This is a genomic window from Frankia sp. Hr75.2 (assembly GCF_949319125.1).
Classification (GTDB): domain Bacteria; phylum Actinomycetota; class Actinomycetes; order Frankiales; family Frankiaceae; genus Parafrankia; species Parafrankia soli.
On the sequence record NZ_CASGGV010000222.1, the window covers coordinates 145,166 to 165,208 of the forward strand.

The 20,043-nt window shown below is 75.7% G+C and carries 18 protein-coding genes; 11 read left to right on the forward strand and 7 right to left on the reverse strand.

Going from position 1 to position 20,043, the window contains the following annotated elements; all coding sequences use genetic code 11:
* Positions 1 to 5 precede the first annotated feature (5 nt).
* Positions 6 to 779 carry an enoyl-ACP reductase FabI gene (gene fabI / locus AC559T_RS16355; protein WP_020459827.1) on the forward strand — a complete coding sequence of 258 codons (774 nt, stop codon included), beginning with the start codon at positions 6 to 8 and terminating at the stop codon, positions 777 to 779.
* A gap of 234 nt (positions 780 to 1,013) precedes the next feature.
* On the opposite strand, the gene AC559T_RS16360 is transcribed toward fabI, so the two are convergent.
* From AC559T_RS16360 to AC559T_RS16370, 3 genes are all read right to left on the reverse strand, one after another.
* The gene (locus tag AC559T_RS16360) at positions 1,014 to 1,745 is read right to left on the reverse strand and encodes a DUF5701 family protein (protein ID WP_083390925.1); all 732 of its coding nucleotides are present in this window, start codon (positions 1,743 to 1,745) and stop codon (positions 1,014 to 1,016) included.
* A gap of 212 nt (positions 1,746 to 1,957) precedes the next feature.
* Entirely contained in the window at positions 1,958 to 5,005 is a 3,048-nt protein-coding gene (locus AC559T_RS16365; protein ID WP_498869288.1) for a pyruvate dehydrogenase, read from the reverse strand.
* A gap of 12 nt (positions 5,006 to 5,017) precedes the next feature.
* Positions 5,018 to 5,326 (reverse strand): DUF167 domain-containing protein, encoded by a 309-nt coding sequence (locus tag AC559T_RS16370; protein ID WP_071062536.1) that lies wholly within the window; start codon positions 5,324 to 5,326, stop codon positions 5,018 to 5,020.
* 95 nt (positions 5,327 to 5,421) lie between these two features.
* Here AC559T_RS16370 and fabG point away from each other — a divergent pair, with 95 nt between their 5' ends.
* The 7 genes from fabG (at position 5,422) to AC559T_RS16405 (ending at position 12,817) form a co-directional block, all read left to right on the forward strand.
* Complete coding sequence (gene fabG, locus AC559T_RS16375; protein ID WP_071062534.1) at positions 5,422 to 6,138, forward strand: 3-oxoacyl-ACP reductase FabG; 717 nt, start codon at positions 5,422 to 5,424, stop codon at positions 6,136 to 6,138.
* Positions 6,139 to 6,460: 322 nt separating this feature from the next.
* Complete coding sequence (locus AC559T_RS16380) at positions 6,461 to 6,766, forward strand: hypothetical protein (RefSeq protein WP_041254001.1); 306 nt, start codon at positions 6,461 to 6,463, stop codon at positions 6,764 to 6,766.
* A gap of 71 nt (positions 6,767 to 6,837) precedes the next feature.
* Positions 6,838 to 8,091: a ferrochelatase gene (locus tag AC559T_RS16385; RefSeq protein WP_498869289.1), complete on the forward strand. Its 1,254-nt coding sequence runs from the start codon at positions 6,838 to 6,840 to the stop codon at positions 8,089 to 8,091.
* 18 nt (positions 8,092 to 8,109) lie between these two features.
* Positions 8,110 to 8,625, forward strand: coding sequence for a DUF3090 family protein (locus tag AC559T_RS16390; RefSeq protein ID WP_071062528.1), 516 nt, complete (start codon positions 8,110 to 8,112; stop codon positions 8,623 to 8,625).
* 408 nt (positions 8,626 to 9,033) lie between these two features.
* Positions 9,034 to 9,558 carry a PadR family transcriptional regulator gene (locus tag AC559T_RS16395; RefSeq protein ID WP_498869290.1) on the forward strand — a complete coding sequence of 175 codons (525 nt, stop codon included), beginning with the start codon at positions 9,034 to 9,036 and terminating at the stop codon, positions 9,556 to 9,558.
* Positions 9,555 to 10,274, forward strand: a complete 720-nt coding sequence (locus AC559T_RS16400) for an ABC transporter ATP-binding protein (protein ID WP_498869291.1) — start codon at positions 9,555 to 9,557, stop codon at positions 10,272 to 10,274. Before AC559T_RS16395 ends, AC559T_RS16400 begins: the two co-directional genes overlap by 4 nt.
* Positions 10,271 to 12,817, forward strand: a complete 2,547-nt coding sequence (locus AC559T_RS16405) for an FtsX-like permease family protein (RefSeq protein ID WP_498869292.1) — start codon at positions 10,271 to 10,273, stop codon at positions 12,815 to 12,817. The genes AC559T_RS16400 and AC559T_RS16405 overlap by 4 nt, the downstream gene beginning before the upstream one ends.
* An 84-nt stretch (positions 12,818 to 12,901) precedes the next feature.
* On the opposite strand, the gene AC559T_RS16410 is transcribed toward AC559T_RS16405, so the two are convergent.
* Genes AC559T_RS16410 through AC559T_RS16425 form a run of 4 tightly spaced genes read right to left on the reverse strand, consistent with a single transcriptional unit; the run spans position 12,902 to position 17,091 of the window.
* The gene (locus AC559T_RS16410) at positions 12,902 to 13,681 is read right to left on the reverse strand and encodes an Rv1486c family protein (RefSeq protein ID WP_198541270.1); all 780 of its coding nucleotides are present in this window, start codon (positions 13,679 to 13,681) and stop codon (positions 12,902 to 12,904) included.
* 18 nt (positions 13,682 to 13,699) lie between these two features.
* A complete protein-coding gene (locus AC559T_RS16415) occupies positions 13,700 to 14,554 on the reverse strand; it encodes an SGNH/GDSL hydrolase family protein (protein ID WP_498869328.1) in 855 nt (284 codons plus the stop codon).
* 30 nt (positions 14,555 to 14,584) lie between these two features.
* Positions 14,585 to 15,781, reverse strand: coding sequence for a glycosyltransferase (locus AC559T_RS16420; protein ID WP_498869293.1), 1,197 nt, complete (start codon positions 15,779 to 15,781; stop codon positions 14,585 to 14,587).
* Entirely contained in the window at positions 15,778 to 17,091 is a 1,314-nt protein-coding gene (locus AC559T_RS16425) for a glycosyltransferase family 4 protein (RefSeq protein ID WP_498869294.1), read from the reverse strand. The genes AC559T_RS16420 and AC559T_RS16425 overlap by 4 nt, the downstream gene beginning before the upstream one ends.
* A 259-nt stretch (positions 17,092 to 17,350) precedes the next feature.
* On the opposite strand from AC559T_RS16425, the gene AC559T_RS16430 reads away from it, so the two are divergent.
* The 3 genes from AC559T_RS16430 to AC559T_RS16440 all read left to right on the forward strand — a co-directional run bounded on the left by AC559T_RS16430 (position 17,351) and on the right by AC559T_RS16440 (position 20,007).
* Positions 17,351 to 17,797, forward strand: coding sequence for a DUF3099 domain-containing protein (locus AC559T_RS16430; RefSeq protein WP_498869295.1), 447 nt, complete (start codon positions 17,351 to 17,353; stop codon positions 17,795 to 17,797).
* 10 nt (positions 17,798 to 17,807) lie between these two features.
* Entirely contained in the window at positions 17,808 to 18,989 is a 1,182-nt protein-coding gene (locus tag AC559T_RS16435; protein WP_498869296.1) for a CaiB/BaiF CoA transferase family protein, read from the forward strand.
* Between the two features lie 109 nt (positions 18,990 to 19,098).
* Positions 19,099 to 20,007 carry an SAM hydrolase/SAM-dependent halogenase family protein gene (locus AC559T_RS16440; protein WP_498869297.1) on the forward strand — a complete coding sequence of 303 codons (909 nt, stop codon included), beginning with the start codon at positions 19,099 to 19,101 and terminating at the stop codon, positions 20,005 to 20,007.
* The last annotated feature ends 36 nt before the right edge of the window (positions 20,008 to 20,043 follow it).

Genomic DNA, 20,043 nt, shown 5'->3' on the forward strand with positions numbered 1-20,043 from the left:
GCTCCATGAGTGGACTTCTCGAAGGCAAGCGCGTTCTCGTCACCGGCGTCCTGACCGAGGCGTCCATCGCGTTCAGTGTTGCTCGCATCGCCCAGGAGCAGGGTGCCTCCGTGGTGCTCACCGGGTTTGGCCGCGGCCTGTCCCTCACCCGCCGGATCGCGCGCCGCCTACCCACCGAGCCGCCGGTCGTCGAGCTCGACGTGACTGACGAGGAGCATCTCGCCGAGCTCTCCGCGAAGGTTCTCGAGCACGTCGACGGCCTCGACGGGGTGATGCACGCGATCGGGTTCGCGCCGGAATCGGTGCTGGGCGGCAAGCCGTTCGTCGAGGCGGCCTGGTCGGAGGTCGGTACCGCGCTTCAGGTCTCCACCTGGTCGCTCGCGTCCCTGACCCGCGCGACCATGCCGCTGTTCGGCGAGCGCGCCAGCATCGTCGGCCTGGACTTCGACGCCTCGGTCGCCTGGCCGTCCTACGACTGGATGGGGGTCGCCAAGGCCGGGCTCGCCTCCGCCGCCCGCTACCTGGCCCGGGACCTCGGCCCCAGCGGAGTGCGGGTGAACCTGGTCGCCGCCGGTCCCCTGCGCACGATGGCGGCCAAGAGCATCCCCGGGTTCAGCAAGTTCGAGGAGGTCTGGGGCACCCGGGCACCGCTCGGCTGGGACATCGCGGACACCACGCCCGCGGCGCGCGCCTGCGTCGCCCTCCTCTCGGACTGGTTCCCCGCGACGACGGGCGAGATCGTGCACGTCGACGGCGGCTTCCACGCGGTCGGCGCCTGACCTCCGGGACGGCGCCCCACGCAGCCCTGGCCGGCCCCTGAAACCACAGCCCGGCCGCGGGGCCGTGAAACCGCGGCCCGGCGGTGGGGCATCGGAATTCCATCAGTTCAGTTATCTCTTCACTGCCTCGCCTCCTCGCCCTTTTGTGGCGGTCTCGCCGTTTCCGGAGCGGATTCGGGGTCTGGGGCTCCGGAAAGGACGAGGAGCCGAGGAAAGGGCGAGGAGGGGCGAGGGTCAGCGGGCGGCGTGGCGGGTGGCGGCGGAGGCGGTGCCCAGCCAGGTGTGCGGGTTGCCCTCCCAGCACCAGCCCAGCTTCGGTGCCCGGCCCGAGATCCACATCGCCGGCACGCGGCGGTCGCCCCGGCGTGATCCGGACAGCATGAAACAGTTGTTCTTCTCCAGCGCCTCGGGGAAGTGGGTGACCACCGCGATCCCCTCGTGGATCGTCAGCGGCGAGCGCCCGCGCTCGAGGATCGGTGGCAGCGCGTCCGCGGGCCGGATGCCGCGGAACTCCTCCCCGCGCTCGACGTCGGTGAGCAGGTACACACCCGCGTGGGGCACGTTCAGCTCCGGCAGCGGCCGGTAGGGCGCGAGGCCCTCCTCGCCGTGGTTGCGGTCGACGGTCCCGGTGTCGGCGCGCCCGGCGAGCGTGAGCAGCGGCACGATCTCCTCCGCCCGGACGAGCTCCCCCGACACAACCAGGACGAAGGGCATCCACGACCGGGTCGCGGGCCGGAACGGGCCGGGCACGGCGGCGTGGGCGACCGTCCGCAGCGGCTCGCAGAGCGCCTCGAAGTCGGCCGGAGACATCCCCGCCAGCTCGGGGTACCCCAACCGCACCAGGCCGGCTACCTGCCTGTTGAACGCCTGGTCGAGTGGATCGGGCCAGCCACCGGTTCCTTCCGTGATCGGGTCGACCTCGTCGGTTCGCACGGCGGTGCTCAACGTCGCGGTGCGGCTCGGCATGCGGCATCCCCTCGGCTTTCGGTGGGTTGGGTGGCGTCGTACGACCCCGTTTCCCGGCACCGGTCCCGGTGCCGGATCTCGGACGTCCCACCCTCAACGCCGAGCGTTCCCAACGGGTTCCGAGCGCTGTCGGGACGGGCTGGCCGGGTCGAGCCAGTCGATCCGGGTGTCTCTCCCGACGGCTGACGCGTCCCGGCCCGGCAGGCGGCGGCTCAGTACGCGGCGGCCTCGTCGATCAGGTCGAGCGCGGCTCCGACGATGGTCGCGGTGTCCACCGGGGCACCCGCGCCGCCGGCGGCGGGACCACAGGGGGAGCGGGGATCGGCCGGCGCGCTCGGGACCTGCGCGGTCTGGCCCGGGGCGGTCGGGATCGGGGCGGCCGAGCCGAGTGTCGTGACGTGCTCGCCGTGCACACCGGCGAGGAAACCCAGCGTCCGCGCGTCGCCGTCGACCACGGTCAGCAGCGGGCCGCGGCGGTTGGGTGGGAAGAGCTCACCGAGGACGGCGTCGTCGCCGTCGGCGAGTCCGCGCCGGGCCTGCAGCGCGTCGAAGAGCAGGTCCGGGGACGTCACGCAGACCACGCCGATCTCCCGGCGCAGCCCGGAGCTCAGCTCGTCGGCGGCCCGCAGCACCTCCGGCATGACGGCGCCCATCCCGACCAGGGTGAGCGGCGCGGACGGCTCGCCCGGGCGCAGCCGGTACCCGCCGGCCAGCACCGCCGCGCGACGCCGCCACCAGCCGGCGGCGTCGCCGGGCAGCCCGGCGAGCCGCTGGTCGACGGGCCGCGCGCTCAGCCGGATCAGGCTGGACGCGCCGTCGACGCGCCCGAGCCGGCGCAGCGCCTCGAGCAGGCACCAGACCAGGTCCTGCGCGAAGGCCGGCTCCCAGCAGGCGATACCCGGGACGCCGATCGCGCCGTGGCGCCACCCGCCCGGGCGCACCGGGTCGACACCGGTGTCCGCGACGGTCAGCAGGGAGCGTCCGTCGGCCGCCCCGCCGGAGGCCCATCCGGGCAGTACCCGGGTGACCGACATCTCGTCGCTCACCCCGATGGGCAGCAGCGGAAGACCCAGCCGGCTCCACGCCACGCCGAGCGAGGCCAGCACCCCACCGAACGCGCCGGCGGACAGGCCGCCGGCCACATGCCGTCCGCCGCCGGAACGAGCCCCCTCCGGCCCCGGCCCCGCAGGGCCTGGTTGTCCCGCCGGCCCTGCGGGGCCCGCCGACCCTGGGAGCCCCGCCGGTTCGGGTGAGCGGGCGGGGCCAGCCGGTTCGGCGGGGCGGGCACCCGCCGGGCGGCCGAGGACGGGGGCGCCCCGGACGGGTTCCGCACCGCCGCGGGCCGCACCGCCGCGGGCGGCCTCGATCCATCCGGTGAGCACCCGGTCGGCGTCGCGGGTCGAGATCGTCACGACGGCCGCCGCGGCCTCCGGGGCGAGCGAGGGCAGGTCCCGCAGGGTGGCACCGAAGGCCTCCTGCGTCGACCACCAGCCGGTCGGCGGGCGGCCGGCGTCGACCGGCACCGCAGGTGCCGCGCCGAGCGACTGCGGGGCGCGGTCGAGGTAGGCCGCCACGTGCCGGGCGAGCCGGCCCGCCGGCAGTGCCACGGGCAGTGCCGCGGACGGCCGCCCCGGCGCCCCGGCCCCAGGCCTCGGCCCCGCCGGCACCAGCGCGGCCGAGGGTGCCCCAGGTAGCAATGCCCCGGGTAGCGGTGCCGTGGTGGGCGGTGGTGCGGTGGGCGGTGGTGCCGGGGCGGTGGGCGGCGCGGCCGGGCGGGCGGGCGCGGGCAGTGGGCCGGTGTAGGCGAACAGGACGGTCGGTCGCCCGGCCTCGACCTCGTCGAACGCGTCGATGATCAGCGCGAGGTCGTGGCCGCCCAGATCGCGCAGCGCATCGTGGATCTGCTCGTCGCTCAGTCCGTCGAGCAGCCGGTCGACACCGGCCCCGGAGGCTCCCGGACCGGCGAGCCGGCGCCGCAGCTCGGTCCCGTCCAGTTGGAGCAGAGCGAGGTACTCGGCGGGCGACATCGCGTCCAGCCGGGCCCGCAGCGCCGCGCCGCCGGGGGCCCGGAACAGGGCGGCGAGCCGGCGGCCGTAGCGCAGGGTCAGCACCTGCCAGCCGGCGGCCTCGAACATCCGCGCCGCCCGGGCCGGCCCGCCGACGCCACCGGGCGGCCCGCCCGGGCCGGGGCCGGCTGGCGTCCCCGGCGCCCCGGAGTCGGTCGGCGCGCCGCCGGTCACCAGGACCACCCAGAACAGCTCGCCCAGGTGGGAGACCCGCTCGTCGGTCACGGCCTCCCAGACCGCGGAGTCGCGCAGCTCCGCGAAATCGATCAGGCAGATCTGGCGGCCGCTCGGGGCACGGTCGAAGCGCTCACCCGCGAAGCGGCTGGCCAGCGCCGACCAGATGGTCCCGTTCGGCCCGACGTTGCCGGCCCCGGTCGCGCGCGGCGGCCGCCGGGTGGACGGCCCCGCCGCCGCGGCGCCGTCCACCCGGTCGAGGGAGGGCAAGCGGTCGGGTGGCCGCGGACCGGCGGCGACCGGAAGGCCGGCGGCGACCGGAAACGCGGCGGCGAGCGGAGGGCCGCCGGGCATCGGCGGCTCGTCACCGTCGAGCGCGGACCGCAGGACCTGGTGGACGGCTCCCAGCAGCGGCCCCGCGTGCGGGGTGGCGGAGACCCGGTCGGCGACCCGCAGCGTGTCGAACCACAGCGCCGCGGCGATCGTGGACGCGGCCTCGCACATGGCCCGGTCGGCGGCCGCCCCTCGTGGGCCGCGGGCGCCGGTCGAGACGGCGTGGTCGATGCCTGCCGCCGCGAGCTCGCGCAGCCGGGCCTCCACGGCGGCCAGCGCCGCGAGGTCGAGCACGCCGCCGGGCGGCCCGGGAACGATCTCGCCGAGTCGCGCCGCCTCCTCCGAACCGCCACCGGCGTCTTCCCCGGCGGCACCCGTCGCGCCGCCAGGCCCGCCCATGGCATCGGGCCCGCTCCGGTTACCGTGCCCGGCCGAGTCACCGAGGCTCGTAGCGGCACCGGCCGCGTCGCCGGGACCTGACCCGCCGGGGCGTACCTCGCCGGGGCCGGTGTCGGCGCGGCCGGCGTCGCCGCGGTTGTCACGGCCGTCACGGCCCGACGCGGCGTCGTCGGCGGGCGACTCGGCCGGCATCGCGGGATCGATCGTCAGGTCGTCCCGGCGGCCGTGGCCGTGCGTGTACTCGCCGGCTCGGATGTCCGTCCTGCGCAACCCCCGCCTCCGTCCCATCGCCTCGACGACCTACCTGGAGTCCAGACGTGCGGCCGGGTCGGAATGTTGCGCCAGTTCCTCGACTCGCCGCGTGATGACGTCGTCCGGAGCGTCCACCTCGATGAACTTGACCCTGCCGATCGAGCGGATCAGGGCCACGTCGGACCGGCGGACACCCAGTGCCTGCGCGAGGGCGCGCAGCGCCGCCTCGTTCGCCCGGCCCTCGACCGCCGGTTCCCGTACGCGCACGACCAGCAGCCGGCCGTGGGTCGGGTCGGACGTCGCCGGCCCCACGGCCGTCCGGTCGGCGGCGGGACGCACCCGGATCGCTACGCGCACCCGCCCATCGTCCCCGACGGGCCGGCGGCACGGGGCGGGGAGTGTCCCGGGTGGCATGGGCTCGTGCCACCCGGCGGGCCGCTACGATCCCGGCCATGGTCGAGAACGAAGGTCGAGTCGCACTGGTGACCGGTGGCAACCGTGGGATCGGCGCCGCGTGCGCGGCGGCGCTTGCGGCCTCGGGTGACCGGGTGGCCGTGGCCAGCCGCGGTGGCGAGGCACCCGACGGGATGCTCGGGGTGCGGATGGACGTCACCAGCGCGGACAGCGTCGACAAGGCGTTCAGCGAGGTCGAGGCCGCGCTCGGCCCGGTCGAGATCGTCGTGTCCAACGCCGGCATCGTGCGCGACACGCTGATGCTCATGATGTCGGAGGACTCCTTCCGCGACGTCGTCGACACCAACCTGCTCGGGGCCTACCGGGTGGCGAAGCGCGCGTCGCGCTCGATGATCCGGCGCCGCAACGGTCGGTTGATCTTCATCTCGTCGGTGGTGGGGCTCTCCGGCGGTCCGGGGCAGTCGAACTACGCCGCCTCCAAGGCGGGCCTGGTGGGTTTCGCCCGGTCGCTGGCACGCGAGCTCGGCGGCCGCGGGATCACCTCGAACGTGATCGCCCCGGGTCCGATCCGCACGGACATGACGGACGCGCTCACCGACACCCAGCGCGAGTTCCTCGTCGCCGCCACCCCCGCCGGACGGATGGGCGACCCCGCGGAGGTCGCCGCGGCGGTGGTCTTCCTCGCGTCGCAGGGCGCCGCGTATGTGAACGGCGCGGTCATCCCGGTCGACGGTGGCGCCGGCATGGGCCACTGACGGCCCACACCGGCAACCGGCGCGCGTCGGCGGCGCGGCCAGCGGAATGACGCGCCCGGCGCGTGGCGTTGCAGCCCTGAGATGACAGCAGCCGTGAGATGACAGTGACGGACGGTGCCGCCCGCCCGTCGCCGGCCACGGTCCGTGGCGACGCCCCCGGCGGGGAGCGCGCCGCCCGCCCGGGCGGCCCACGGGTCGACGCGGCGGGTGCTGATGGGCCACGGTGGGAGTGGACGGATCGCCGGGCGGGCGGCCGTCCCCCAGCGCGGCGCGCCGGAGCGCCGCGAGGGCCGGGTGCGCGAGGGCCGGTGGAGGTGGCGCCGTGAGCATGATCAGGGTCGAGTCGCGGGGAGGCCGCGGCTACGAGGTCGAGGTCGCCGAGGAGACCGCGCCCGGGGCGCACGGGCTGGCGTTCTCCTACGCCGTCCGGGTGGACGACGAGGTCGTCGACGCGCTGGGGCTGGACCCGGACGACGACGCGGCGCTGACCGCCCTCGTCCGGGAGTCCTTCGCGTTCCTGCTGGCCCGCGAGCCGGCGGGCGACATCCTGCGCTCGTTCGACCTGTCGACGATCTCGCGGTACTTCCCGACGTACCTCGACGAGATCCGGGGCCGGGTGCCGCGCTGACGGCGCGGGCCCGGCTGGCGGACGGGCGCGACGTACGACGTACGACGGGGCGACGTACACGGAAAGGGGACATGACGGTGCCGACGGACGCCGCCGGCCACGGCCGCGGGATCGACGTGGACGCGCTGCTGCTCGTCTCCTTCGGCGGTCCGGAGGGGCCGGAGGACGTCCTGCCGTTCCTGCGCAACGTGACCCGCGGCCGCGGCGTGCCCGAGGCGCGGCTGGCCGAGGTCGCGGCGCACTACGACCGCTTCGGTGGGCGCAGCCCGATCAACGACCAGAACCGGGCGCTGCTCGCCGCGCTGCGGGAGCGGCTGGCCCCGATGCCCGTGTACTGGGGCAACCGGAACTGGCAGCCGTACCTCGCCGACGCCGTGGCGCGCATGCGGGCCGACGGCGTGCGCCGGGCGGCCTGCTTCGTGACGTCCGCGTTCGCGTCCTACTCGGGGTGCCGGCAGTACCGGGAGGATCTGGCGGCGGCCCTGGAGCAGGTCGGCCCGGGCGCCCCCGACCTGGTGAAGCTGCGGCTGTTCTTCGACCACCCGGGATTCGTCGAGCCGATGGTCGACCACTGCGTGCGGGCGCTCGCGACGCTGCCGGTGGCGGTGCGCGACGAGGCCCGGCTGGTGTTCACCGCCCACGCGCTGCCCCGCTCGCAGGCGGCCGCGAGCGGGCCGGACGGCGGAGCCTACGAGCGCCAGCTCCGCGCGGCCGCCGGTGTGATCGCGCAGCGCGTCGCCGCGTGCGTCGGTACCCGGCACGAGTGGCAGGTCGCCTACTGCAGCCGCAGCGGCCCACCGAGCGTGCCCTGGCTCGAACCGGACGTCAACGACGCCCTGGCGGCGCTCGCGGACGGCGGCGCGCGCGCCGCGGTGATCGTGCCGGTCGGTTTCGTCAGCGACCACATGGAGGTCGTCTACGATCTCGACGTCGAGGCGGTGCGCACCGCCTCGGAACGCGGCCTGGCGGTCGCCCGGGCGGGTACCGTCGGCACGGATCCCCGCTTCGTCGCGATGGTGGCCGATCTGGTCGCCGAGCGCCGTTCCCCCGAGTGGGAGCGGCCCGCGCTGAGCGGCGAGGGGCCGTCGCACGACGTCTGCCCGCTGCACTGCTGTGACCCGGGCGCTCGGCGCCCGGCGGCCGCCGGTGTCCCGGCGGATCTGTGCGCGCACGGCCCGGCACGTTCCGGCGTGACGGCGTCACAGCCGGGCAGGCCGGCGAACGCGGAGCGCTCCCGGCATGGTGAACCGCGCAACGAAGCGACGATACTGGTGGATGAGCGGGCAGGTACGTCGCGGTCCGACTCTCACCCCGCAGGCGAATAAGACGGAGCGATCCGAGACATGCAGCGATTTGTGTTCGACCCGCCGGAGCGGTTCGTGGTCGGGACCGTCGGGCAGCCCGGTGACCGCGTGTTCTTCCTCCAGGCGGCGGCTCGTGGGCAACTCGTCACGGTGGGTCTGGAGAAGACCGAGGTGACGGCGCTCGCCGAAGGGCTGACGGCCCTGCTCGGCCAGGTGGGCCAGACCCAGGGGATCGCGCTGCCGGCCGCCTCCGACGTCGAGGTCGACCTCGCCCCCCTCGACGCCCCGTTCGAGGAGGACTTCCACCTCGGCCAGCTGACGGTGTCGTGGGACGGGCAGCGGGTGTTCGTCGAGGCCGCCGGACTCGCCTCGAGCGAGCCGCGGATCACCGACACCGAGAGCGACGTCGACTCGCTGCGCGTCGGCCTCTCGATCGAGCAGACCAAGGCCTTCATCGAACGGGCCCGCAGCATCGTGGCCGCCGGCCGCCCGCCGTGCGTGCTCTGCGGCCGCCCCGACGGCCCGTCCGGCCACTTCTGCCCGCGCCTGAACTGAGCCCGCCCGGCGGCAACGCCGCGGGCTGCCGGGCCTCCGCGGGGTGCCGGCGGTCCCCACCGCGGAGGGCCGCCTCGGTCGTCGATCGTCACGGCCAGTCCCAGACCGCCATCTACCGGACAAAACCCCCGTCGCGACAGGCGGCCTGCTCACCGTTTGCTTTCCTTCTCGCCCTTTCGGGCAAGAATCCGCGGACATCGACCCCCGAAACGGCGAGGAAGAAACCAAACAGCGAGCTGGCCGCCCGCTGAGCCCTGCGGTCGTTCGGCGGGCGGCCTGTGGGCGTACGGCGGGTTGTGGCCCGGCATCGACGGTCCGCCTGGCGGTTGACGACGGTGTCGTGGGAGCGTCCGCCGGCCCGCGCCCCTCTATACATGGCATGTATACGCCTAATGTATAGTCGCGATCATGTCGATTGGACACGCGCTGCTCGGGCTCCTCGAGTCCGGCCCGCGACACGGCTACGACCTCAAGCGGTCCTATGACGACCGGTTCGGGCAGGACCGCCCGCTCCACTACGGGCAGGTCTACGCGACCCTGGCCAGGCTGCTGAAGAACGGCCTGGTGGAGGTCGAGGGCGTCACGCCCGGCGGCGGTCCGGACCGAAAGCGCTACGCGATCACCGACACCGGTATCGCCGACGTCGAGCACTGGCTGGCCCAGCCGGAGAAGCCTGATCTCTACCTGCAGAGCACGCTCTACACGAAGATCGTGCTCGCGCTGCTGACCGGGCGGCCGGCGGTCGACCTCCTGGACGCCCAGCGCGCCGAGCACCTTCGGCTGATGCGGGAGCTCACCCGGCGCAAGGCTGGCGGAGACCTGGCCGACCAGCTCGTCTGTGATCACGCGCTGTTCCACCTCGAGGCCGATCTGCGGTTCCTGGAGCTGGCCACGGCCCGCCTCGACCAGCTCGCGGCGAAGGTCCGTTCATGACCGACACCGCCGCCGCAGGCGTTGCCACGGGCCCTGCCGAGGCCGTCACGTCGCTGCTGCGCGCGGTCGACCTGTACAAGAGCTTCGGCGCCACACCCGCGCTCGCCGGGGCGTCCCTCGAGATCCGGGCGGGTGAGGTCATCGCGCTGATGGGCCCGTCCGGGGCCGGCAAGTCGACACTGCTGCACTGCCTGGCCGGGATCATCGGGCCGGAGCGCGGGCATGTGCGCTACCGCGACCGGGTGATCTCCGGGATGTCCGACGTCGAGCGCAGCGCGCTGCGTCGCCGCGAGTTCGGCTTCGTGTTCCAGTTCGGTCAGCTGGTGCCCGAGCTGTCCTGCGTCGAGAACATCGCGCTGCCGTTGCAGCTGAACGGCGCCGGCCGCCGCGACGCCCACCGCCGCGCGTTGGGCTGGCTCGACCGGCTCGGCCTCGAAGGGCTGGCCCGCAAGCGGCCGGGTGAGGTGTCCGGCGGCGAGGCGCAGCGGGTCGCGGTCGCCCGCGCCCTCGTCGGCGAGCCGAAGGTGATCTTCGCCGACGAGCCGACCGGCGCGCTGGACTCCATGAACGGCGAGCAGGTCATGCAACTGCTCACCCAGGCGGCGCGGGAGTCCGCGGCCGCCCTCGTCCTGGTCACGCACGAGCCCCGGGTGGCGGCCTACTCCGACCGCGAGATCGTCGTCCGTGACGGCCGCACCCGGCCGGTGTCCGCGTGAGCGTCACCGCGGGCCGCCCGTCCGGCCGGGATGTCGCCGGCCAGGATGTCGCCGGCGGGGACGGCCCGCCAGGCCCGGCGCGGGACTCGCCACCGGCCCGCCGACGGTGGGCCGACCTGGCACTCGGCGCCCGGCTCTCGGTCGCGGGAGGCCGATCCGAACGGCTGCGGACGACGCTCACCGCCGTCGGTGTCAGCCTCGGAGTCGCGTTTCTGCTGGCGGCGGCGGCCATACCGACCGTGCAGGACCGCCAGTTCGAACGGTGGATCGCCCGTGAGCTGCCCGGGTCGGATGGCAGCCTCGCCGCGGCCGACACAACCATGATCGCGCAGACCTTCGTGACCTGGTGTCGGGACAGAACGGTGCAGGGAGTCCTGCTGGACCCGGACGGGACACGCCCGCCGCTGCCACCCGGGGTCACCGCTCTCCCGCAGCCGGGGGAGATGATCGTCTCACCCGCGCTGGCCGAGTTCCTCGCCGGCCGGGACGGGCCGCGGTTGGCACCCCGGTTGCCCTACCGCCAGGTGGGGACGATCAGCGAGGCGGGTCTCCAGGGTCCGCACGAGCTGTACTTCTACGCGGGCGCCGAGCTCGACGCCGAGCTCGAAGCCGGCGGCCCCGGCGCGCTGTTCACCACGAACTTCAGACCCGTCCGGATCGACCACTTCGGGATGGAGGTGATCGAAGGGCCCGCCTCCGACTCGGGGGTCGTGTCGGTCGAGGGGCCCCCGTCCGTCCTGATCAGGATCTTCAGTCTTCTCTGCGTCGTCGTGCTCCTGCTGCCGGTCGGCATGCTCACCGTCGCCGCGACCCGGTTCGGCGGCGGGGCGCGTGACGGTCAGCTCGCCGCGGTGCGCCTGCTCGGCGCGGACGCCCGCACCGCCCGCTGGATCGCCGTCGGTGGCGCGCTGCCCGGCGCTGTGCTTGGGTGCGCCGCCGGGGCGGCGCTGTTCGTCACCGGGCGTGGTGCCGCCGGGTACCTCGCCCTGATAGGCACCAGCGTCTTCGCCTCGGACGTCTGGCCCGGCCCGCTCTTCGTAGCCGCGGTGCTGCTCGCGGTGCCGGCCGCCGCGGTCGCTGCCGCGCTCGTGGCGCTGCGCCGGGTCGTCGCCGAGCCGCTGGGCGTGGCGCGGCGGGTCGGGGCCGGCCGCCGGAGGTTGTGGTGGCGCCTCCCGGCCCTCGCCGCCGGGGTCGCTTCGCTGCTCACGCTTCCGGAGGGGCTTGGCTGGTCCGGCGGATCGCGCGACGACGTCCAGCTCGTCGCGGGCGCCGTGCTGACGCTGCTGGGTATCGCGGCCCTGACGCCGTGGCTGGTGGAGAAGGTGGTTCGACGGCTGCCCGGCGGACCGCTCGGCTGGACGTTCGCCGTACGCCGGCTCCAGCTCGGTGGCGGCGTCACGGTGCGGACCGTGGCCGCGGTGTCGGTCACCATCGCCGGCGTGGTCGCGCTGCAGATGCTCTTCTCGGCCGCGGACCGGGAGTACCTGGCCGGCGTCGACCCGGCCCGCGACCGCGATCTGCTGGCGGTCGAGGTACCCGCCACCGCCGCGACCGCGGACGGGCTCACGCGGGTGCTGTCCGCCGCCCACGGGGTCCGCTCCGTCCATGCGTACTCGACGTCCAGCGTGTCCTGGGGGCAGTCGGTCGGTGGAGATCAGGCGTTCGACTGGGGGGCGTTCACACCGCTGGTCGTCGGTGACTGCCCGACGTTGAAGGAGCTGCTCATCGTCACGGACTGCGTGGACGGGGACGTCTTCGCGGCGCCCGCCACGACGAGGTCCGTCGTCGGTGTCGACCAGCTCACCGACCCGGATGTCGTGACCCGCGCGGGCGGCGATCCGCTGATCCCCGGGCCCGGGGTGACCGTGACCGTCGCCGCCCCCGGAGATCCACGCTGGACCGTTCCCGCCACCATGAGGGTGGCGACCGTCCGTTCCGGGGCGCTTCTCGGGACCGCGGACAGCCTGCTCGGCAGCCTGTTCGTCACCCCGGGGGCCCTGGCGGGCGACCTCCGGCCGGCGTCGACGGTGACCGGCATCGTCCGGATCGACCTGGCTGACCCGGACGCCGCGAACAACGTGGCCAACGCGATCGCGGGCGTCGCCCCGCTGCGGTCGCCGTCCGGGGCGCTGCTCGGCGACGATCCCGCCTACGCGCCGGTCCGGACCGCCATGGACCTCGTGATCGTCGCGTTGTTCGGTGCGGTCGGGGCCGGCCTGGTCATCACCGTCGTGGAGGAGTCCCGGGAACGGCGGCGGGCGCTGGCGGTGCTTTCCGCGGTGGGCGCGCGGCGGCGCACCGTGGCCGGGTGGGTGCTGTGGCAGACGGCCATCCCGATGATCCTCGGGGTGCCGCTCGCCCTCGGGGCCGGCCTGGGGCTGGGAGCCGCCCTGCTCCGGGTGGCCGGCGTGGCTCCGACCGTTCCCTGGACGAACATCGTGGTGGTCTGCGCGACGGCGTTCGTCGTCGTCCTCGTCACGACGGCGGCCAGCCTCCCGGCGCTGGGCCGGCTCATGCGTCCCGACGGCCTGCGCGTCGGGTAGGCCCCCGCGTGCCGAGCGGACGTCCGCCACGCGGATCAGCGACTGGCGGGGAACGCGGCGGGCGGGGTCAGCGGCCTGCGCGGATCAGTGGCTGGCGTAGGCCGGGTCGAAGGCGTCGTAGGCCGCCTCGTAGGCCCGCCGGACGGCGCCGGACAGGCCCCGCAGGGCCGCGGAGCGGCGGCTGACCTCGGTCGCGGTGACCGCGGCGCCGTCGTCGCGGGCGGCGAGCTCCAGCAGTTCGGCGAGCCGCTCGGCGCGGGCGAGCAGGGCGTGCGCGTTCGGCGGGTAGCCCGGCCCCAGCCCGGGGCCGGGCTCGGGCTCGCCGCGGTCGCGCAGCAGGGCCAGCACCTCCGGCCGGGCGCTGGCGATGTCGAGGTCCACCAGCGCCGCCGTGGTCTGCCTGATCGCGACCGACAGCTCGTGGTCGGCGGCGCGCAGCCCGGCGGGTGGCGGTGGAACCCGGCCGGCCCGCAGCACCCGCCAGTGCACGGACTCCAGGCCGCCCTCGACGGCCGGGCCGTGCACGATCACGGACGGCACGAGGACGAGCGGGGGCGTGGGCCCGATCACCACCAGCGCCTCGCCGGCGGTGAGCGCGTCCCTGTTCACGTCGGGCGGACCCGGCAGGCCGCTCACGTCACCGGGCACCGGGAGCACCAGGCGCATCCGTTCGGCTCCGGCGCGGCGCAGCGCTCCGAGGCCGAGGACCAGAGGTTCGTCACCGACGGTGTGCGGCGCACTGCCGCCCAGCGCCTCGTGAACCTGGGTGATGACGTCGTCGAGGCCGACGAGTCCGGCCAGCCAGGCGTTGCCCCAGCCGGCGAGGACGCCGGAGCGCGGGGAAGCGGGCAGGTCGGCAAGCACATGCCTACCGTAGGGAATTCACCGGCCAAACGCGGTACCGAGTCGCCGGAAACCGTGGTTTCGCGGACGCAAATCACGCCGCGGGGCGTGCGCGCGGCCCAGCAGCCAGGGGATCCCGATCGTGGCGACCCAGCGCAGGTGGTCCGCGGTTCCCGGCGGCGGGGGCACGTGCCGGGGGTCCGGCAGCTCGCCGACAGCCATCCCGGCCTCCCGCAGCTTCTCGGCGAAGGCCCCTGCGATAAGGCGATGTCCGTGCGGTCCCGGGTGCACCAGGTCGACGTCGAAGGTGGAGCGCCGGCGGACGGCCGGGTGCCGGCCGAGGTCCACGACGAGCACCCCGTCGTCGCGCGCGGCGGCGGCGTCGACCGCCGCGTTGAGATGTCCGACCCGCTCGGCGAGCAGCCGCTCGATCGGGCCGGGCAGCGGCAGCAGACCACCCGGATCGGGCAGCCGCGCGGTCAGCACGACAATGCCGTCGGTGCGCAGCCGGCCGATGCTCCACACCATGTCCTGGCGCAGCCGCAGCGGGTCGAAGGTCGGCTTGAAGACGTCGTTCATGCCGGCGACCACGCAGGCCAGCGCGGGCCGCAGCGCCAGGGCCACGGGGAGCTGGCGGACGCGGACGTCCCGGGCGGTCGCGCCCGTGCGGGCCAGGTTCTCGTAGTGGACGAGCCCGGGCGGGGCCAGCGCCGCCGCGAGCAGCGCCGCGAAGCCGCGGCCGGCCAGCGCCCCCGGCCCGCGGTCGCGGCCCATGCTGACTCCGTCGCCCAGGCCGGCGGTGAGGCTGTCGCCGAGCGCGACGAAGCCGAGGACGCCGTCCGGGCGGACCAGGCGGAGCGGGCGCGTCGGCGCGGTGCGCGGGTCGTCGTCCACGGCGGTGTCGTCCACGGCGGCGTCGTGGCGTCAGGCCGCGAGGGGGCCCGAGACCGGACCGGCCGCGGGAGCCGCGTCCACCGCGGGGGACGCGGCGGGCAGGTCGTGGCAGCGCAGGAACCCGTCGATGGTGGCGCTCCACGGGAACCGCTCGGCGCGGGCCCGGGCGGCGTCCCGTCGGCGGTCGGGGTCGATCGACAGCAGGTCGAGAGCGGCGTCGGCGAACGTGAACCCGGTTCCCGCGGCGCTCGTCCCGGCGGCCCCGTCGCCGGCGGGGTCGGCGACGAGCTCCGCGAGCGCGCTCGCGTGGTGGACGACCGGCGCCGTCCCGCTGGCCATCGCCTCCAGTGCGGCCAGGCCGAACGTCTCGATCGGGCCCGGGGCGAAGGCCAGATCGGCGGTCGCGAGCAGGCCGGCGAGGCGCCGCGGGTCGGCGACGAACCCGAGGAAGGCCACCGGCAGGCCCGCGGCGAGGCGTTCCAGGCGGGCGCGGCTGGCTCCGTCACCGGCGATGACGAGGCGTACCGGCACCCGGCGGCGCACCAGCTCGGCCACCGCGGCGAGCGCGATGTCGACCCGCTTCTCCGGGGAGAGCCGGGTCGCCGCGACGATCAGGATCTCCCGGTCCCGGGCGAACGCGCGGCGCAGCGTGCGGTCGTGGTTGGCCGGTTGGAAGCGGTCCAGCTCGACGCCGAGCGGGACCTGGCTCAGGTTCGGCGCGCCGATCCGGACGAACTCGGTGGCCGCCCACCCCGTCGTCGCGACCACGGTGTCGAAGCCCGCGGCGAGCGCCCGGTTCGACCGGTCGGCCGCGGCCCGGACCGGCAGCACCCCGCGCAGCGGAGCGGGCGTCCACAGGCCCAGCAGGCGGTCGAGCCGCTCGTGGCTGACCACGAGAGAGCGGACGCCCTGCCGGCGGGCCCACCGGCCGAGCGGGCGCAGCGTCGCGCGGTCGTGGATCTCGATCCGGTCGGCGCGCTCCCGCTCCATCACCGCGGCCACCCGCCACGGCTCGGCCAGCACCCGGTAGCCGGTGCCGGGCAGCAGCGGCGCGCGCAGGGTGATGATCCGCGCGTGTGCGGTGCGCTCCTCTCCGTCCGCGGCGCCCGGGACGATCTGCACCACCTCGTGGCCGGCCCCCGCGTACCCCGCGGCGAGGTGCCGCAGCGTCGTCCGGATGCCGCCCGACGCCGGCGCGACGAAACTCGCCGCCTGCACGATCCTCATCCTGGCCACCCGTCGGTCGTCGCGGTCGTCGCGGTCGTCACGGCGAGCGCCGGCACCGCGGTCATCGGTGTCATCGCCGTCCACGCGGGGCGCGCGGCCTCCGCCGGTCCGGCGATCCGCGTGCCGCCGGGCCCGCGGCGGGCCCGGGTGAGCCGGGTGGGCAGGCGGTGGCGCCGCCCGGCCGCGGGCTGCGCGGTGCCCAGCACGTCCCGGTAGTGCCCGAGCAGCTCGTCGCCGATGGCGTACCAGTCGCAGCCGGCCACCGAGGCGCGCGCCGCGCTCGCCAGCCGGGCCCGCAGCTCGCCGTCCTCGACCAGCCGGGTGACCTCGCGGCGCAGTGCGTGCGGGTCGCCGGGCGTGTAGTGCAGGCCGGTCCGCTCGTGCTCGATGACGTCGAGCAGCCCCCCGGCCGCCGGCCCCACGACCGCGACCCCGCTGGCCTTCGCCTCCTGCGCCGCCTGGCAGAACGTCTCATGCGTGCCGGTGTGGACGAAGACGTCCAGGCTGGCGACGGCGGCCGACAGGTCGGCGCCGGTGCGGAAGCCCAGGAACGCCGCCCCGGGCAGCGCCCTCGTCAGCGCCGGCCGGCAGGGCCCGTCGCCGACGACGACGAGTCGCGCCCCCGGCAGGTCGGCGATGCCGGCGAGCAGCTCGACGCGCTTCTCCCGGGCGAGCCGTCCCACATACCCGACGAGGACCTCGCCGCGCGGCGCCAGGGCGGCCCGCAGCCGCTCGTCGCGGTGATCGGGGTGGAAGCGCTCGAGGTCGACGCCCCGGCTCCAGCGGGCGACCCGCTGCACGCCCTCGGCGAGCAGGGTGTCCACCGCGTCCCAGGACGGCGCCAGTGTGCGGGCGGCGAGGCGGTGCACGCTGGCCAGCCAGCGCCAGATCGTCCGCTCGGCCGCGGAGAGCCCGTAGCGGGTCGCGAACGCCGCGATGTCGGTCTGGTAGACGGCGATGCTCGGTACGCCCAGCCGGCGCGCGGCGTACGCGGCCTGGGCGCCCAGGCCGGCCGGGGCGGCAAGGTGGACGATGTCCGGGCGGAACTCGCGTAGCGCCGCGGCCAGCCCCGGCCACGGCGTCGCGAAGCGGAACTCGGGGTAGCCGGGCATCGGCGCTGACGGGCTCCACAGCACCGGGGCCCCGGCGTAGCTGCGCGGGGCGGTCCGGCGGGCGGCCGGAGCCGGCGCCGGGGCGACGACGAGCGCCTCGTGACCGGTGTCGCGCAGATGCTCCAGCACCCGGCACACCGAGTTCGTCACGCCGTCGACCTGGGGTAGAAACGACTCACTGACCACGGCGACTCGCACACGAGCACGGTGGCAGCGACCAGCGCCCAGGCGAGGACCATCATCCGTCCACCGCGTAAACATTCGGACACAGGTTGGTGGGGTGGGAACTCTTCCAGGTGTCGGATCTCGCGACGGGGATCGTTGTTCCGTCCGCGCCCGCGTGGGCAGGATGTCGTCAGGAGGGGACGACCGTCCCGCTCCGGATCCTCGGCGATGGGCGTTGAGCGGGCCATGGACGTCGTGAGCGGGCAGTGGGCACTGTGAGCGGGCGATCGGTGTGAGGTGGCGGCGGGCCGAGCCCGTGCTGATCACCTCGGCGGAGGAGGCCCGGCCGGCGGAGATCCGGCGCCGGGAGCAGCGCTACATCCTGACGATGCTGGTCCGGGTGGTCTGCTTCGTGCTGGCCGTCGTCGTGTTCACCGGGTGGCTGCGGCTCGTCGCCGTGGGCCTCGCCATCATCCTTCCGTGGATCGCGGTCGTCATCGCCAACGGCGGCCCGGCGCGCTCGGACCGCCGGCAGGCCGGCTTCGCCCCGAAGACCACCGCGGGCGACGAGCCCCGCGCCCTCGCCGCGGGCGGCCACCGGATCGTCGACGCCGACGTGCTGGACGGTGACCTCGTCGACGGCGGCTTCCAGGACGGCAAGGCCGCCGACGCCGAGGTCGTGGACGGCGAGGTTGTCAACGGCCGGATCGTCGACGGTGAGGCCCGGCCGGGCCGCTAGCCTGGCCGGTGTGCTTCCGCTCGCGGGTGTGACCGTCGTCAGCCTGGAGCATGCCGTGGCGCTGCCGTTCGCGACCCGGCACCTGGCCGAGCTGGGCGCCCGGGTGATCAAGGTGGAGCGCCCGGGGCAGGGGGACTTCGCGCGCGACTACGACCGCGCGGTGCGCGGCGGGATGTCGGCCCACTTCTCCTGGCTGAACCGTTCCAAGGACTCGCTGACCCTCGACCTGAAGGTGCCCCGCGCCCGGGCCGTGCTCGATCGTCTCATCGAGCGGGCCGACGTCGTCGCGCAGAATCTCGGGCCGGGAGCCGCGGCGCGGCTGGGCCTCGACGCGGCCACGCTCGTCGCCCGCCGTCCCGAGCTCGTCGCGGTGGACCTGTCCGGCTACGGCCCGAGTGGCCCCTACCGCGGGCGGAAGGCCTACGACATGCTTGTCCAGGCCGAGGCGGGCCTGATCGCCGTCACCGGCACCCCGGACCATCCCGCCAAGGCCGGGTTCGCCGCCGGTGACGTCGCCGCGGGCAGCTACGTGATCCAGGGTGTGCTCTCCGCGCTGCTGCGCCGGGAGCGGTCGGGCGCCGGCGCCGTGCTGGAGATCGCCATGCTCGACGCCCTCACCGAATGGATGGGCTACCCGGTGCAGACCGTCGAGCACACCGGGGTCGAGCTGGCCCGGTCCGGGATCGGCCACCAGTCGATCGCGCCGTACGAGGCCTTCCGGACGGCGGACGGCGACGACGTGCTCATCGGCGTCCAGAACGACGGAGAGTGGGCGCGGCTCGCCCGGGGCCCGCTGAGCCGCCCCGAACTGGCGGACGACCCCGACTTCGCGACGAACCAGGCCCGGGTGCGGAACCGGGAGCGCACCGACGCCGTGGTCGCCGCTGTCGTCGCCACCCTGGGCACGGCCGAGCTGGAGGCGGGCCTTGCCGCGGCCGGGGTGGCGTACGCCCGGGTGAGCACCGTCGCCGGCGTGCTCGCCCACCCCCAGCTCGCCGCCCGCGGGCGCTGGGTCGAGGTCGGCTCGCCGGTCGGCCCGGTGCGCCAGACCCGGCCGGTGGTCGAGTTCCCCGGGGAGGACGCCCGTCTTGGCCCGGTGCCCGCGCTCGGCGAGCACACCGACCGCATCCTCGGCGAACTCGGCCTCGACCCGACCGAGATCGCCGACCTGCGCGCCGTCGGCGCGATCTGACGCCGGACCCCGGAGCGCGATCTGACGCCGGACCCCGGAGACAGACCCGGGGCGGACGAGAAGCGTGCCCCGCCTCCCGCCGGCGCGCCTTCTGGCACGCTCGGGCGGCATGAGCTGCGTCAGCCTGACGACCGACTACGGCCTGCTGGACGGTTTCGTCGCCGCGTGCCACGGCGTCCTGCTCCGGCTGGCCCCGGGGGTGCCGATCGTGGACGTGACCCACCTCGTGCCGCGCGGGGACGTCCGGCGCGGGGCCGCGGTCCTCGCTTCCACGGTGCGGCATCTGCCGCGTGGGGTCCACGTCGCCGTGGTCGATCCGGGGGTCGGCACCTCCCGGCGGGCGCTCGCCGCGCGCACGCCCGGTGGGTTCGTGGTCGGCCCCGACAACGGGCTGCTCGTGCCCGCCGCAGAGGCCCTGGGCGGGCTGCTGGCGGCGGTGGACCTCACCATGCCCGAGGACATCCCGGCGACCTTCCACGGCCGGGACGTCTTCGCGCCGGCGGCGGCCGCGCTGGCCACCGGCCGCCCCCTGGACGCGCTGGGCGAGCGGATCGATCCCGCGTCCGTGGTGCGGCTGCCCGAGCCGTTCGCCCGCGTGCTGCGCGGGCCCGCCGGGTCCCGGCTGGAGGCGGATGTCCTGACCGTGGACGGCTTCGGCAACGTGGCACTGGCCGCGGCGGCGGAGCTGCTCACCCAGGCCGGCCTGCGGCCCGGCGACCGGGTCCGGCTGACCGCCGAGCGGGCCCGGCCGTCCGTCGACCGGGTTCCGCCGACCGGCGGGCAGATCCGGCCGTCCGGCGAGCGGCGAGCCGTGGGGGAGCCCGAGCCCGAGCTCGTGCCTGGGCCGGCGGGGCCGGTGGAGCTCGCCGTCGGCGTCACCTTCGGCTCCGTCGAGCCCGGGGAGCTGGTGCTCTACCTGGATTCGGGCGGTCTGGTCGCGGTGGCCCGCCGGGACGGCGACGCGGCGCGCAGCCTGCGGCTGGTACCCGGGGACAGGGTGATCATCACCCCGGCCTGAGCCCGCCGGCTTGACGGCGGAAGCGGAGGCCGGCCG